Source organism: Butyrivibrio sp. XB500-5, from assembly GCF_003625505.1.
Taxonomy (GTDB): Bacteria; Bacillota; Clostridia; order Lachnospirales; family Lachnospiraceae; genus Butyrivibrio.
The window spans coordinates 191333-206938 of the sequence record NZ_RAIS01000006.1; the positions used below are offsets into that span (position 1 = coordinate 191333).

The window sequence follows — 15606 nt, forward strand, 5'->3', positions numbered from 1 at the left end:
TTTGGCAACAGTTACATTGTAATATAAATTACATCAGAAGGACAGACCTTCTGAACCCCCAACAATACTTTTTTTCATACACGGGCTGTCAGGTCCCCCAACCGGACAGCCCCTCCTCCCAAAAAATATGGACCTGCTTATTATAAGCAGGTCCTTTGTATTGCATAAATATCTTTTGATAAGAATAAACATCGGCTATCAGGTCTTGAAGATTGTTGAAAGTATTCCTCTTCCGAGACTTGCTCCGAGATTTCCTCCGAGTGTCTTTCCGAATTTTCCGAACTTTCCACCAAGTCCTTTTCCTACTTCTCTACCTACAGTACCAACAACTGCATTACCGACAGTCTTGATTCTCTGTTTCTGTTTTCTCTTTTCGGCTGCCTCTTCTTTCTCTTTTGCCTTAGCAGCGGCAGCTTCCTCTTTTTCTTTTTCCTTGCGCGCAAGCTCTTCAGCCTTGAGTCTCTCGGCTTCCTTGGCGTCCTCTATGCCCTTCCTCTGCAGGAACTCATAAGCAGAATCGGGATCGTGAGGCTCGAAGTACTTGCTGTAAAGTACGCTGCCCTTGATCTCTTTATCCCTGACAGAATCATCGATTCCGCCCATAAGGCTCTGAGGAGGTAAGATCTTAACTCTCTCGCACATTGTAGGTGTTCCGTGCTCATCAAGGAATGAGCAGATAGCCTCACCTGTGGAAAGCTCCTGAATAACATCAGCGGTCTTGAATGCGGGATTCTCACGGAAAGAATCTGCTGCAGCCTTAACTGCCTTCATATCTGAAGGTGTGTAAGCTCTAAGCGCATGCTGGATCTTGTTTCCGAGCTGTGCAAGAACGCCGTCGGGAATATCCCTGGGGTTCTGTGTTACAAAGTAAATTCCGACGCCCTTAGATCTGATGAGCTTAATTACCTGCTCAATCTTGTCCATCAGGATCTTGGGCGCATCAGCAAAAAGAAGGTGTGCTTCATCAAAGAAGAATACCATCTTGGGCTTGTCGAGGTCGCCCACCTCGGGAAGTGTCTCAAATAACTCAGACATCATCCAAAGAAGGAATGTCGAATAAAGAGTTCCGTTGTTGATAAGGCTTGTACTGTCGAGGATATTGATCATACCCTTGCCGCCTTCGCCTGTTGTGAACCAGTCTTTGATGTTGAGCGCGGGCTCGAAGAAGAACTTATCTCCGCCTGCGATCTCAAGAGAAACAACCGCACGCACGATAGCTGCGACCGAAACCTTGCTGATATTACCGTATTCTGCGGCAAACTCTTTATTATTATCGGAAATGTATGTAAGCATTGCCTTGAGATCCTTGGTATCTACCAAAAGAAGCTCGTTGTCATCGGCAATCTTAAAAGCGATCGAAAGTATGTCTCTCTGAAGATCGTTAAGTCCTAAGATCCTGGACAAAAGAACCGGTCCCATCTCAGAGATCGTTGTTCTGAGCGGAATACCCTTTTCTCCGAATACATCCCAGAAAGTTGAAGGATATTTCTGATAATCAAAGCCGGCTTCTTCAAGGCCGAATCTCTGAATACGCTTCTGCATATCCTCGGAATCCACGCCTTCCTGCACCATTCCGGCAAGGTCTCCCTTGACGTCCGCAAGAAATACCGGAACTCCCATATCACTAAAAGACTCAGCAAGGACCTTAAGAGTTATAGTCTTACCTGTTCCCGTTGCACCTGCAATGAGTCCGTGTCTGTTAGCCATCTTGGGCAAAAGAAATACATTCTTGCCGCTTTCGTTGTTAGCAACCCATATTTTTCCGTCTTTTAACATACCTTCCTCCTCTAAAAGCATATTTTATATTCATACATATGTAGATAATACGCGAATTGCATGTATGAACAGAAGAATTTCTCAGATATACCGATTATAGCACAATAAATATTTAATTGTGTTACAAATAAGGCGGTGTCTTTCCGGAAACTTAAGTTTGACTAGCAGAACATACGTTTGTATAATATAGCTATGGCAGCTGAAAGAGAAAGAACATATATCTGCATAGATCTTAAGTCCTTCTACGCCTCCGTTGAGTGCGTTGAGAGGAAACTTGACGTTATGACCACACGTCTTGTCGTAGCCGATCCCGAGCGCAGCGACAAGACTATTTGTCTTGCGGTCTCGCCTGCGATGAAAGCTCTCGGAGTCCCGAACAGATGTCGCGTTTTTGAGATACCCAAGCACATAGACTACATCATGGCGGTTCCGAGGATGCAGAAATACCTCGATTATTCCGCTCAGGTTTATTCCTTATATCTTAAGTACATTTCCAAGGACGATATCCATGTTTACTCAGTCGACGAAGCTTTTATGGACGTCACGGAGTACCTCAATCTCTATCATATGACAGCCAGAGAGCTCGGACAGACCATAATAGGCGACATATACGATTCGCTAGGTCTTCGCGCGACCTGCGGCATCGGAAGCAATCTCTTTTTAACCAAGGTTGCTCTTGATATCACGGCCAAGCACGCCAAGGATTTTATCGGAGAACTTGATGAAAAGAGCTATCGAGAGACTTTATGGGACCACAGACCGCTTACAGACTTTTGGCGCATCGGCCCCGGAATTGCGCGTAAACTCGAGACTTACGGCATGCTGACAATGAGAGACATCGCAAACGGCGATGAGAATCTTCTTTATAAACTTCTCGGCGTAAACGCGGAGCTACTTATAGACCACGCCTGGGGACGCGAACCCACTACGATCAAGGATATCAAGGCGTATTCGTCAGCGGCGCACTCTCTTTCTCAGGGACAGGTCCTTATGAGCGATTACACCTTCGATATGGGACTCGTTATTGCAAAAGAGATGATGGATATCCTCTGCCTTGATATGGTCGACAAAGGGCTTGTCAGCAAGTCTTTTTCCCTGATGGTCGGATACGCCAAGGACTGCCCTTTACCTGCCGCCAAGGGCACGTTCTCTTTTGACACAGAAACAAATGCTTCGTTTTTGCTTATTCCGGGAATTGCCGACCTTTACAGCAAGATCGTCAATCCGCAGTACAAGGTTCGCCGCATGTACGTTGTAGCCAACAACGTAATTCCCGAGGAATATACGCAGTACTCGTTCTTTATGCCCGCGCAGGATCTTGAGAAGGACCGCAAGATGCAGAAGGCTGTCCTTGAGATCAAGAACAAATTCGGAAAGAATGCGATCCTTAAGGGACTTAACTTCGAAGACGGCGCAACGACCAGAGACCGCAACAATCAGATCGGCGGACATAAAGCTTAGCGAGGTAACATATGCCAAGACAGAAAATGCCAATAGAAAAAAGAGCCGCTCAGTTCCTTCCGTTTCAAGCGGTAAAGGGACTTGACGAAGCTCTTCTTGCAAAAGAAAAAATAGTTGTACCAAAAATCGAGCTCTCCGAAGAAATGTACGAAGAGCTCGATAAGAAAATGCATAATATCAAAAAGGGCCGGATCATAACCTGTGTCTATTTCCACAAAGATGAATATCTCAAGGTAACAGGCATGGTTGCGAGGTTCGATGAGATCGCCCGCATCCTTCAGATAGTAAATACCAAGATCCCTTTTGAAGATATATTGGATGTCTCATTTGATGAGGATCTGCAATAACATTCTGTTTATTACAGCTCACCGTGGTAAGCCTGAAGAGAATTGATGTTGCCGCATCCCTTAGTCTTTACCTCATGGATTCCTTCTGCTGCAGCCTTTGCCGCTGCTACTGTTGTTATATAAGGAATTCTTGCCTTAATAGCCGCGCGGCGAACATATCCGTCATCATGATCAGCGTCCTTACCTATAGGAGTGTTGATGATAAGCTGAACCTCATCATTCTTGATAAGATCCTCGATGTTGGGTCTTCCGCCTTCATAATTCTTCATGACTTTTCCGGCTTCAATTCCCGCTTCGGTAATAATATCGTAAGTCTTTCCTGTAGCGAAGATCTTAAATCCGTCTTCTGCAAAGCTCTTAGCAAGCGCTGATGCATTGGGCTTATCCTCTTCGTTGAGAGAGATAAGAACCGCACCCTCTGTAGGAAGTGCAGCATTTGCTGCTTCCTGAGCCTTAAAGAATGCCTCACCGGGAGTCTTGGCAAGTCCAAGAACCTCTCCTGTTGAACGCATCTCAGGTCCGAGAACAGGGTCAACCTCAGGGAACATATTGAACGGGAACACAGCTTCTTTTACGCCGTAGTATACAGGCTCTGTGTCTTTCTTAGCTGCAATAAGATCTTCAACAGGTGATTTTCTTCCTGTAAGACTGGCAGTGATGATATCTGTAGCAACAGGAACCATCTTGATACCGCAAACCTTTGATACAAGCGGAACTGTTCTTGATGCACGAGGGTTGGCTTCAAGAACATATACAGTATCATCTTCTATCGCATACTGCATGTTCATAAGTCCCACAACGTTCATCTCTACAGCGATCTTCTTGGTATATTCCTCGATAGTCTTGAGGTGCTTCTTGGATATGTGCTTGGAAGGAATGATACAAGCTGAGTCACCGGAGTGAATACCGGCAAGTTCAATGTGCTCCATAACCGCAGGAACAAAAGCTTCCTTTCCGTCACTTATAGCATCTGCTTCACACTCAAGAGCGTTATGCAGGAATCTGTCGATAAGGATAGGTCTGTCGGGAGTTACACCAACAGCGGCCTTCATGTAGCCTTCCATGCTCTCCTCGTCGCGAACGATCTCCATTCCGCGTCCACCAAGAACGAATGAAGGACGCACCATTACGGGATAACCGATCTTGGCCGCGATCTCTTTTGCCCCTTCAACATCAGAAGCCATGCCTGATTCAGCCATCGGGATCCCGAGCTTATCCATCATCATTCTGAACTGATCTCTGTCCTCTGCAAGGTCGATAACCTCAGGTGTTGTGCCGAGGATGTTAACGCCCTCTTCCTTAAGCTTAGCTGCAAGGTTAAGAGGAGTCTGACCTCCGAACTGAGCAATTACGCCAAGAGGCTTTTCTTTTCTATAGATCTGAAGTACATCTTCAAGAGTAAGAGGCTCAAAGTAGAGCTTATCTGAAGTATCATAGTCTGTTGAAACAGTCTCAGGGTTACAGTTGACAATGATCGTCTCAAAGCCAAGCTTCTTAAGAGCCATGGCTGCATGTACGCAGCAGTAGTCGAACTCGATACCCTGTCCGATCCTGTTGGGACCGCCGCCGAGGATCATGATCTTGTTATTTCCTGCTGAATCGGGAGTTTCATTGGCGCCTGCATTATCCTCATTCTGATATGTTGAGTAATAATATGCGCTTCCGTTTGTTCCGTATACGTGAACGCCGTCCCAGCTCTCTGTAAGGCCTGCCTTCTCGCGTCCCTGTCTGATATCGTCCTCAGTTACGCCGAGAACCTTTGCAAGATACTTATCAGCAAAACCGTCTTCCTTGGCTGCGATAAGATCTGAAGCTGCAGGAACAGTTCCTTTGTACTTATTAACAAGCTCAACTTCCTCATCCACAAGTTCTTTTATCTGATTGAGGAAATAGTGCTTAACCTTTGTGATATCAAAGAGCTCATCTACAGTTACGCCCTTTTTCATTGCTTCATACATAAGGAAGTAGCGCTCTGAAGAAGCATCTTTTAACAGGCGAAGGAGTTCTTTCTTGTCCATCTTCTCAAACTTCTCGATAGCGCCAAGGCCGTAGCGATCTTTCTCAAGGGATCTGATAGCCTTCTGGAATGCCTCTTTGAAGTTCTTACCGATACTCATAACTTCACCTACCGCGCGCATCTGAGTACCGAGCTTATCTTCCACTCCGTGGAACTTTTCAAATGCCCAACGAGCGAACTTAACTACGACGTAGTCTCCGTTAGGTACATATTTATCAAGGGTTCCGAATTTGGAATCGGGGAGCTCTGCAAGTGTAAGGCCTGTAGCAAGCTTAGCCGAAACAAGTGCGATCGGGAAGCCTGTAGCCTTGCTGGCAAGGGCTGAAGAACGGGATGTTCTGGGATTGATCTCAATAACGATGATACGTCCGGATACCGGATCATGTGCGAACTGCACGTTGGTTCCACCGATAACGCCGATGTGCTCAACGATCTTGTAAGCCTGACGCTGGAGCTCTTTCTGAAGGTCCTCATCAATAGTGAGCATAGGCGCTGTACAGAATGAATCACCTGTGTGAACGCCGACAGGGTCAACGTTCTCGATAAAGCAAACAGTGATCATGTTGTTGTCTTTATCACGAACTACTTCAAGCTCAAGCTCTTCCCATCCGAGGATAGACTCCTCAACAAGAACCTGATGAATGATAGATGCCTGAAGTCCTCTTGCGCAAACGGTCTGAAGTTCTTCCTTGTTGTAAACAAGTCCGCCGCCGGCGCCGCCCATTGTATAAGCGGGACGAAGAACTACGGGATAGCCGAGCTCGTCAGCTTCCGCAAGAGCCTCTTCTATGCTGTAGCATGCCTTAGAACGTGCCATCTCAATACCGAGCATATCCATTGTCTTCTTAAACTCGGTTCTGTCCTCACCACGCTCAATAGCGTCAACCTGAACACCTATAACTTTTACATTGTATTTATCGAGAATACCTGCCTGATATAGCTCAGAACAAAGATTAAGACCAGATTGTCCACCAAGATTAGGTAGAAGAGCGTCCGGTCTTTCCTTTTCAATAACTGCTGCAACACGATCCACATTAAGTGGCTCGATATACGTCTTATCTGCCATTTCCGGGTCTGTCATAATAGTCGCCGGATTTGAATTAACGAGTACGATCTCATATCCAAGACTACGAAGCGCCTTACACGCCTGTGTTCCTGAATAGTCAAATTCACACGCTTGCCCGATAACAATAGGTCCTGAACCGATTATCAGCACTTTGTGTATGTCTGTTCTCTGTCCCATGGAACTCCTCCCTTGTGTCTTTTTAATAATCATCCTTATCATTCTATTATCAGAAGAGGATTTTCACAAGGGATTTTTTTAGGTCAAAAGAAATTTTTTATTTGCGAAAAAAGACCGTGGCAACCTTCAGATACATCTCTCCAAGTCGCATCGAAATTTCCGGTGTACCAGGGATCTGCGACATCACCGTCTCTGTCCGTGAAATCGAGCATCTTGTAGATCTTGTTCTCGGGGTCACCGCCGTAAATGCGGTTCATATCACGGATATTTGCTGAGTCCATTCCTATGATATAGTCAAAGTTTTCGTAATCTCTTTTGACTGTTAATCTGGCTCTCTTCTCGGATACACCAAGCTCGTTGTCGTCTGTTCCGATCCCGTGCTCGCGAAGCTTAGCTCTCGCCGGCGGATACACAGGACTTCCCATCCCGTTCCAGATCTCATCTGTGTGCGTTGCCGCGGACTCAATATGAAACTCATCCGCTTCTCCCGCCTTATTCACTATGTCCTTCATAACAAACTCCGCCATTGTCGAGCGGCAGATATTGCCGTGGCAGACGAAAAGTATTCTTATCATTGCTTAAAACCTCATATTTTCAGTATTCTTTAAGTTTTCTATACCTTTTGTTTTGGCATAACATATGCATAAAATGGCATATTATTTTTATCAAAAGGTATAAAAGAAGGTATAAAAAAATCATTTTATACCTTGCTTTTTACTTGGAAAAATGGACTTTTACATAACTTTTAATCTAGCTATTTCAGCCTTTGCATCATCAAAATTTACGTGAGTGCAAACATTTAATGTTACGCTGATATCTGCATGTCCCATAAGATATTGTAATTGAAAATATAGATTCCGCAAGAGATGATGCTTTTGAATTCTTTTATAAAAGGTGCAAAGATGATTTCTTCGCAGACTTTATTGAGTTTGCAAAGGAAACTGATTCTTTTCATATGCTCAACAATAAAATAAAGAACTATCTTGTAGAAAATATATTCTTGAAACTTATGGATAAATATAAACCTGATGCTTCATCTCTTGGACTCAGAGTTAAGAACTTAATATTTGAAGATTTGTCATATTGTGCGCCTCTTGTTAGCAATCGTAAAATAGACAATCCCGAATATAGAAGACAACTGATAAATGCATCTTCAAAATTCATTCTTCGATTAGAAAAGATACAGGCATCACAAGCCAAAAAGAAACGGAACTGATTTAATTTCAGATCCGTTTCTTTTTCGTTTTATAATTCTTCCTCTCGCCCCCAATGATAACCACCTGCAACATTTCGCCTACCACTACAACATGCAGATATATTTGCCGCTGTTATATTGTACTTTTTTGCAGCTTCCTTTACGCTATTGAATATTTCTCCTGTATCAAGATTTTTAACTCTTCTGAAGTGTGCACTCTCAATTCTTCCTCTGGCACATTTAGGGCATCCTGTTTTAAGTTGTGTTCTGGAATATAAAGAACATTGCCACTCATAACCACACTTTGAGCATTTCCACCATACTCTACTATGGCTTCCAACGGGAATAGAACTTACATCAACTGTTTCATTTTTCTTAAAGTCCCACTCCTCATATAACTGCGGAAACTTTGTCTCTAAATCATTCTCTCCATATTGCGCTATCCTCCCAACACAATATGGACACCCCGAGCCTTGCACTCTCCGTGAGATAGGTGCAATCCATTCATGTCCATTAATGCATTTCCACCATACTTTTTGCGTACTTCCTCTTGAAAACATCGAAGGAAGCAACTCTCCATTCTTGTCATAATTCCATTCTTGAACCAATTTAGGGAACGTAGCTTCAATACTGTTATTCAGAAGTATTTTTGAACCGTGTTCTCTAATACTAATAACGTCTCTTTTGATATTTACATCTTTATAAACCGTTTTTCCAGTAATGTCCTCAATATACTTGAGCAAGCAAATGAGCACTTGTTCATAGTTCTTTCCAAGATAGTTATCTGAATTGAAGTAAAATATATCTCCTTCCTGTTTTACAGTAACATTTGAATCTCTAACCTCTTTTATCCTAAGTAGACGAATTCCCATTTTTGACATAGTTAGGTCTTTATCTTTTTCTCTTTTTTTCGAGTATTCGCTACTGTGGTAAAAAGAGCCATCATATTCTATACCTATTTTTTCATTGGGCAAATATACATCAACTTCAAACGAATTAATCTTTTCCCTCTGTTTAACTTTGAATGATTTTTTTAAGTAATATGCTATACCTTGTTCTGTTATAGACGTTCCTGATGCTGAACATTGCGGACAGTTTGTCCCACAAACCCTTCCATTAACCGTGGCTTGCCATTCATGACCATACTGACATTTCCACCAGACTTTTTTTATACATCCTTTACCAACATCGTATGGCGTTAAGTTTCCGTTCTTCTCATAATTCCATTCTTTTGCAATATCTGGATATTGGAACATTAAACTGTTTTCTTCAGATACTTTCTGCCCCGCACAGTAGGGGCAACCGGTCCCCGCATTAGTGCGACTATATATCTTTGTTTTGTATTCATGTCCATTAGTACATCTCCACCACACCTGCTTTGTGCCACTATGAAATACCATCTTAGGTAATAATCCTTGATTCTTTGAATAGTCCCATTCCTCTAAAATGTCATTTCTTTCATTCTCTATACACCAAGTTTCTAAATCATTGAACCCTGCCAACACCTTTTTGGGCGGAATACAACAATACGGGCACCCCGTGTTTTTTGTTGTGCGATTATATATCTTCGCTTCATATTCATGCCCACTCTTACATATCCAACTTACTTTTACACTACTTCCTGCTTTATACTCTTCAATGTCCTTATTCTTTTCGACATCCCATTCAGCCAGAATATCTTGTCTATCATTCTGTATACACCAAGTTTTTAAATCATTTTCTCCGATAATAGCTAATCTTCCTGAACAATATGGACAAGAATTATTTAATCGAACCCTATTGCTAACCATAGCCTTATAACTATGTCCATTACTACATATCCACCAAGCTTTATACCCACTTTTGCAAGCAATGCTCTCAGGAGTAACATCCCCATTCAAAGAAAAATCCCATTCTTTTAAGATATCTTGACGATCGTTTTCTATACACCAAGTTTTTAAATCCGTTTTCATACTTAATGTCTCCATAAGGCTAAATTCTACATAACAGATTTACAACAATATAATATCAAAGAGAGATGATTATTGGTATAATCATCTCTCAATTTGAACGTGTTCTCATATTTCGGTCGTAAGTACCGACCTTGCCTTCCTGAAACCAAGATAGTCTTCTAAACGAATTATCACTCGGTATAAATGAGGTATAAACTATTAGCAAATCCCTTTTTGGTATGCTTTATTACATGATTCTCTTTATGCCATAAAAATATTTCCATGGCAGACAAACAGTATTTTAATCATATATTCCTACTCCTTGAAATTCCGAGTTATTCGCTGAAATGCGCACCACCATACCATCACTAAATTAAAAATCTACTTCTAAACTTCTCCAAATAAGCAATAACGATATCACTCTGTATTACGTTTTCCTTCAGATATCTATCGCAAATTATTTTCAGATAAAAGTACAGTGTTTTATAATCTATAACAACCGCTTCTCCGCTATATAGACCAAATTCAGCACCATCCAAGCTTTCTCCATTTGCCCTATCAAAATCATCTAAATCATCAGGTAGTGTACATGCTCCGCATTCCTCACCAAAACCATGTCCATCACTTAAAGCTTCAAGCACCGACAAAAACCTTTCCTCGCTAACCATATTCATGATTAGCATAATCGGTAAATGCTCTCTTTCTATCAAATCATTCTCATTCAATTTAAAATCATTCATTTTTTCAGTCTCCAATCATTCATCAGGAAATATTGAAGTTACTTCCCCATCTTAATAACATCCATAATCCCGTCCCCTAGGCCCATCCGCTCCTTCACTGTTGAAACGCCCGCCACTATTGGAATATAATTAACATCAACCAGAACAACTAACGGAGAAAAGCTATGGCATTTGATATTATGAAGATTTTTGAAGGGGTTGAACCTCTTAGCAAGATATCTGAGAAAAAAGTGTATGAAGACAAGATGAACATGTTCTTGTCTGAGAGATACGGTTATCTCAAAGAATTGGTAGCTGCAGCGGATGTTGCTACTGCTTCGAGGATCTTTTGCAACGATGTCCATGTTGCGTTTTATAAGTTTGGAAAGGCTCACATGGGCAATTTTACGAACCTAAACATGTTCCTCATCATCTTCGTCTTTCCTGCCATCATTAAGAACGAGGGCGAAAGAGCTCCTGTGATCTGCGACGCACTTAAGAATGCTTGGAACTCTCGTTTCAAATGCAACATAGACTACACCGATTACGATAGTATTATGGATAGCTTCCAGAACAGGATCTTGGGATTCAAAAAAAGATAGCCGCTGGCTCGACTTTTAAAGTCGGTGCAATGGACCGGTAGCCCGTTTCGTGGGGCCACCGGACTCGCCAGCTCACATCGCCTTCGGGAAGCTTATCTCGGTTCCGGCCGGAAGATCCTTATTATCGGATTCTGTTATCGATAAAACAGCTCCATCCCAACCATAAGTGATCTTGCCCGCAACAGTCGTGCCTCCTTCATTCTTTTCTCCATCAGTTCCAAATTCAAAAACACAATCGGTCTCAAATGATATCGTGTTCTCATTGATCAGCGGATCATATGCAAGCAACTTAATTTTATTCTTATCTCTAGGCGCATAAGTTATGCTGATCGAGCCATTTTCCATGCCTGAAGAAATATCCAGTGCTGCATCTTCACTTACATATGAATTATCCCTGAAAAATCTTTCCGGAAGTTCAAAGCTTTCGCCTCTGATCTCGGCAAGTTTTTTTGCCAGCACAATACAGCGGTTCTTCTTGAATCTTGCCTGGATCTGAGAGTTGATCATAGGCTCCCATGATCCGTCCTCCCACTGAAAAGCTTCAAAGCATCTATCAAAATCATCTATCCATTTATTCTGTTCAATTTCTATACTATCTTTTTTGTCCGGATCCGCTTCTTCTGAAATCCGGTCAAGAAGCCCATTCATCTCGTACTCCCATGTATATAGCTCGGCGAAGCTTAAGGCATTCATATCCTGCTGTCCCAAATCCTCATTGTGATAGCTCGTAAAAGAATACGCCACGTTCTCTATTTCTTTTATTTCCTCTACTAAAGACGAACTATTACTAACCGCCGCATCAACCTTTGATTTAACAACGTCTTCCTCATACTGGGATCGATCGAACTTCTCTTTTGAAAAATCGTCTTTTCCATATTTGGATTCCCACTTTTCTTCCCACTCATCAATTGGGAAAAGACCTGTCTCCTCCGAAACAACAGAATCTGCTTCCGCAGAGCTTACTTCTAAAGAAGTAGCTTCCGTAGCCCCCGAATCAACCGCAGGAGCCTCAGTCGAAACATCGCTAGCGGCATTTCCGCAACCTGACATTGCCAAAAATGCGCATAACAATACCGGTAAAAATCTTCTTATCATCTTCCTCTTTCCTTTCTGTATAAGCTTAATTTATCCCCTTTTATCTCATCCTACCAAACATTTATTGTCTGATTTAATACATCTTTTCCATCCTTACCGGAAGTAAGTGTGATCTTGCATGGAACAACACTATTTCCTCTATACTCAGGCGTGCAATTAAATGATTTCGCTTTGCCTTGTTCAACAAGATCCGCCAGTACATTGTCATAGCTTTCTTTTACCTTGTTTACTCCGACAGGAACATATAAAATATTTGATTCATCTTCTGCGCCGCCAAACATAGGTGACATAAGATACATTATCTCTAAATTGCCTTTTCTGACTTCTTCTTTTGCTTTATCCATAGAATCAATATCTGCAAAAGAAATATTGTTCTTTTTCTTGAATATATCAAATAAGCCCATTATTTATTCTCCTTTGCAAGCATTATTTACACGACATTAAAATGATAACACAAAACAGCCTTCCGGAATGAGCTTAATTCCCGCCCAGACCAAAAGGCTGCATATTTTCTTTATCTATGTTTCTTGTAAATGATCAATTCAACTTTCTAAGATTATCAAAGATCTTATAAGCACTATCTTTATCAGCAGAAAAAACTGATACTGTCAAAAGACGGCCATCCTTGATCATGTAAAACTGTGGCAAACGAAAAATATGCGGGTGGTCCCGGAGGACGGGGTTTGTGGTCCTTTTTTCAAATTCATATTTTAATTGCTCCATTTCAAATTAGTAATAGTACGCCACTTCAGCGTCATAAATTTCTTGCTTAAGTCCGACCTTTTCTCTGCCTTCTTTAAATTTTTCTTCTGCCTCTTCATCGCTTAAAACTATGTAGCCCTTGTCCGCAAATATCCTTTCAGCTTCTGCAAACAGCTCTTCATTTTCATCATTTCGATCAATATAGCCATCGTCTGTGCTTATCACCATGTCATGGAGATAAGTAGGCGAAGATTCATCCTCTGAAAAACTTGTAAAACTAAAGGACAGCGAATCCACATTGTTGGAAACAAGTACTGAATCGGGGTAATCGCTGCAAAGTGTGTCGTCATGAATCGCATCAATACCGGTATACTCAAAGAAATGACACACGCCGTCAGCGTCTATGAAATAGTCATTACCATAATGCAATGTTCCATTTGCATTTACCATGTAGCCAAGAACACCATTTTCTTTAAAATATATTGCTTTACGCTCCATTTCGTCCCCAACATAACAAATATATATTTTGTCATTAATTGCTTTCAAAACAATATAAGTCTTGCAGTTATTCGGGACATTCATCTCAACCAAGAACTCATATTTGCCATCCATTCCGCAATCCATGTAACGTCCGATTGTTTTATCTCCATATGGAAGGCTTACACTTTCAGCGCACTTACTTTTGATCTCTTTAATGCTACATTTTTTTCCTTCAGAAAATGCAGTACTAAACCATTTATCATTAGTAGTATCAATGCAAGAACTCATGACAATTGCATCTGTCTCATTTCCCAGAAATGCCTTATACATATTTTTCGTTTGAGGATCAATATCCGAATAATCCAATACAGAGTCATCAACAGTGATAGAACCCCCATCAGATAATTCTTCATTCAGATCTGATGTCGATTTTATTTTGAAATCATCAAGCGTATGATCTTTATACTCAGAAATTCCATCATAAGAAGCTCTCAGATTATCCGGTGTGATATTGGAAAATCGGAAAATACTTTTAAACTTTTCTTCTCTGAAAGCCCCATTAAGTTCTATGTTAAAACTATTCAAAGAAATGAGCTTTCCCTCTTTATCATAATAAGAGGTCGAGTCATCATAATATACAACAAAGCCAATCAGATTTGTTGAAAAAGAATTCTCTTTTACCGAAACTGAATAATAGTTGATCCTTCCGCAACCTGCTCCATATCCCTGAAAATCTTTAAAAAGATATCTTGTCTCGCCCTGATAATCCACAAATCCCGCCAGATAATCCTCACTAATGTCCGGCTCGGATTCATCAATACCAAATCCCGAGGTGTCCATCTTTTCAATTTTATCTATACCACTGAATTCATAAAAAACATTTGTAGAATAATGACCGGTTCCGGCAACTCCGGACATAAGTATCTCCAAATTACCATCCTCGTCTATATCCGTTACCGCATATGAATAACCACCTGTAAATTCTATACCCTCAGCGCCATTATCATATTGACCGTCAACTATTTCCCACTGCTCCCTTGTATTGTAAAAGGTCATAAGCTGATCATCCACTGTAATTTCATGATCAGAAGAAGCAACGCTAGAAGCTTGCACGTCGCTTTTCTCGGAAACACTTTCTGAATTGCCTGAGCAACCACACAGAATAGCTGCTATACATAATGGAATTATAGTCCTAATAACCTTAGGGGACGAGATTTGTGGTACATTTTTTGAAGTCATATTATGAATAGTTCCTTGCTGCTCTTAATCAGAGTGATTATAACACAGATTGTGTAATGACTACGAATAAATGGGGATATCATGGCAGGTGCAAATATTGCACCTGCCACATATTTTTGTATCCTCGGTATAATCCCTTTACCGCATGTACTGTGTAATCACTAATATTCTCACTATTACAATCACAGCCTCAATAACTGCTACAATTGCAAGGATTATTGCAGCAACGATTATAAACTTCGTCACCTTAACAGTTTTTGAATTCTGTCCGATTGACTTAAATCTTCCGCCGGCGAAAAGCACAACAACAAAGGAAAACGCAAACATTACATACAATAACAATGCATCGGGAGATATAAAACCGACTAAGAATAACGGCCATTCAAAAGTTGGCAACTTATCGTGTAAGACAAATAATCTTATTATATTTATCAATATAAGACAAAACGATATGATCATTGTCCCAACGCCCATCATCTTAAACCACTTAAGCATGTTGTTCTTTTCCATTGTCGAGTAATCGGCCATCTTTTCAGCCACTTCTTTTACTTCACTGTTCATGTTCTCGTCCTTTCTTTCTCCATCAATAATCTCGCGGACATCCACGTCATACATCTCTGCGATATCGACAAGCATGGAAATATCGGGCATATATGCGCCTGTCTCCCATCTCGATATAGTACGACCGGATACACCAAGTTTCTCTGCAACTTGTTCCTGCGTAAATCCAAAAGTCTTACGCAATTCCCTCAACAAGTTTCCTGTTTTCTTCTGGTCCATTTTTTCCCCTTTCCTTTAC

General features: G+C 41.4%; 12 protein-coding genes and 1 pseudogene. 3 read left to right on the forward strand and 10 right to left on the reverse strand.

The window, feature by feature from the left end; genetic code table 11:
* Positions 1-198: 198 nt before the first annotated feature.
* Positions 199-1776, reverse strand: coding sequence for a helicase HerA-like domain-containing protein (locus D6856_RS11845; RefSeq protein ID WP_120687048.1), 1578 nt, complete (start codon positions 1774-1776; stop codon positions 199-201).
* Between the two features lie 192 nt (positions 1777-1968).
* Here D6856_RS11845 and D6856_RS11850 point away from each other — a divergent pair, with 192 nt between their 5' ends.
* Positions 1969-3237 carry a Y-family DNA polymerase gene (locus D6856_RS11850; RefSeq protein ID WP_120687112.1) on the forward strand — a complete coding sequence of 423 codons (1269 nt, stop codon included), beginning with the start codon at positions 1969-1971 and terminating at the stop codon, positions 3235-3237.
* An 11-nt stretch (positions 3238-3248) separates the two neighbouring features.
* Positions 3249-3584 (forward strand): YolD-like family protein, encoded by a 336-nt coding sequence (locus D6856_RS11855; RefSeq protein WP_243114085.1) that lies wholly within the window; start codon positions 3249-3251, stop codon positions 3582-3584.
* 11 nt (positions 3585-3595) lie between these two features.
* On the opposite strand, the gene carB is transcribed toward D6856_RS11855, so the two are convergent.
* The 5 genes and pseudogenes from carB to cdiI all read right to left on the reverse strand — a co-directional run bounded on the left by carB (position 3596) and on the right by cdiI (position 10710).
* Entirely contained in the window at positions 3596-6844 is a 3249-nt protein-coding gene (carB, locus tag D6856_RS11860) for a carbamoyl-phosphate synthase large subunit (protein ID WP_120687049.1), read from the reverse strand.
* 83 nt (positions 6845-6927) lie between these two features.
* Positions 6928-7419 carry a low molecular weight protein-tyrosine-phosphatase gene (locus D6856_RS11865; protein ID WP_120687050.1) on the reverse strand — a complete coding sequence of 164 codons (492 nt, stop codon included), beginning with the start codon at positions 7417-7419 and terminating at the stop codon, positions 6928-6930.
* Between the two features lie 159 nt (positions 7420-7578).
* Positions 7579-7686, reverse strand: a pseudogene (locus D6856_RS15510) (site-specific integrase); the annotation flags it as partial.
* Positions 7687-8089: 403 nt separating this feature from the next.
* The gene (locus tag D6856_RS11880; RefSeq protein WP_158588928.1) at positions 8090-9991 is read right to left on the reverse strand and encodes a zinc-ribbon domain-containing protein; all 1902 of its coding nucleotides are present in this window, start codon (positions 9989-9991) and stop codon (positions 8090-8092) included.
* Positions 9992-10338: 347 nt separating this feature from the next.
* Positions 10339-10710: a ribonuclease toxin immunity protein CdiI gene (cdiI, locus tag D6856_RS11885; protein ID WP_120687053.1), complete on the reverse strand. Its 372-nt coding sequence runs from the start codon at positions 10708-10710 to the stop codon at positions 10339-10341.
* Between the two features lie 164 nt (positions 10711-10874).
* Between cdiI and D6856_RS11890 the strand changes: the two genes are divergently transcribed.
* Positions 10875-11291 (forward strand): hypothetical protein, encoded by a 417-nt coding sequence (locus tag D6856_RS11890; protein ID WP_120687054.1) that lies wholly within the window; start codon positions 10875-10877, stop codon positions 11289-11291.
* A 72-nt stretch (positions 11292-11363) separates the two neighbouring features.
* Here the strand turns inward: D6856_RS11890 and D6856_RS11895 are convergent, their stop codons facing one another.
* The 4 genes from D6856_RS11895 to D6856_RS11910 all read right to left on the reverse strand — a co-directional run bounded on the left by D6856_RS11895 (position 11364) and on the right by D6856_RS11910 (position 15587).
* Positions 11364-12386, reverse strand: a complete 1023-nt coding sequence (locus D6856_RS11895) for a lysozyme inhibitor LprI family protein (protein WP_120687055.1) — start codon at positions 12384-12386, stop codon at positions 11364-11366.
* Between the two features lie 50 nt (positions 12387-12436).
* On the reverse strand, positions 12437-12790 hold the full coding sequence (locus D6856_RS11900) for a hypothetical protein (RefSeq protein ID WP_120687056.1): 354 nt from the start codon (positions 12788-12790) through the stop codon (positions 12437-12439).
* A 325-nt stretch (positions 12791-13115) separates the two neighbouring features.
* The gene (locus D6856_RS11905) at positions 13116-14681 is read right to left on the reverse strand and encodes a hypothetical protein (protein ID WP_120687057.1); all 1566 of its coding nucleotides are present in this window, start codon (positions 14679-14681) and stop codon (positions 13116-13118) included.
* Between the two features lie 264 nt (positions 14682-14945).
* Entirely contained in the window at positions 14946-15587 is a 642-nt protein-coding gene (locus tag D6856_RS11910) for a helix-turn-helix domain-containing protein (protein WP_120687058.1), read from the reverse strand.
* Positions 15588-15606: the final 19 nt, after the last annotated feature.

Bases quoted from the DNA above. Each gene is read 5' to 3' on its own strand.
- D6856_RS11880 (WP_158588928.1), bottom strand. From the start codon at position 9,991: ATGAAAACGGATTTAAAAACTTGGTGTATAGAAAACGATCGTCAAGAT.
- D6856_RS11890 (WP_120687054.1), top strand. From the start codon at position 10,875: ATGGCATTTGATATTATGAAGATTTTTGAAGGGGTTGAACCTCTTAGC.
- D6856_RS11900 (WP_120687056.1), bottom strand. From the start codon at position 12,790: ATGGGCTTATTTGATATATTCAAGAAAAAGAACAATATTTCTTTTGCA.
- carB (WP_120687049.1), bottom strand. From the start codon at position 6,844: ATGGGACAGAGAACAGACATACACAAAGTGCTGATAATCGGTTCAGGA.
- D6856_RS11895 (WP_120687055.1), bottom strand. From the start codon at position 12,386: ATGATAAGAAGATTTTTACCGGTATTGTTATGCGCATTTTTGGCAATG.
- D6856_RS11865 (WP_120687050.1), bottom strand. From the start codon at position 7,419: ATGATAAGAATACTTTTCGTCTGCCACGGCAATATCTGCCGCTCGACA.
- D6856_RS11855 (WP_243114085.1), top strand. From the start codon at position 3,249: ATGCCAAGACAGAAAATGCCAATAGAAAAAAGAGCCGCTCAGTTCCTT.
- cdiI (WP_120687053.1), bottom strand. From the start codon at position 10,710: ATGAATGATTTTAAATTGAATGAGAATGATTTGATAGAAAGAGAGCAT.
- D6856_RS11845 (WP_120687048.1), bottom strand. From the start codon at position 1,776: ATGTTAAAAGACGGAAAAATATGGGTTGCTAACAACGAAAGCGGCAAG.
- D6856_RS11910 (WP_120687058.1), bottom strand. From the start codon at position 15,587: ATGGACCAGAAGAAAACAGGAAACTTGTTGAGGGAATTGCGTAAGACT.
- D6856_RS11850 (WP_120687112.1), top strand. From the start codon at position 1,969: ATGGCAGCTGAAAGAGAAAGAACATATATCTGCATAGATCTTAAGTCC.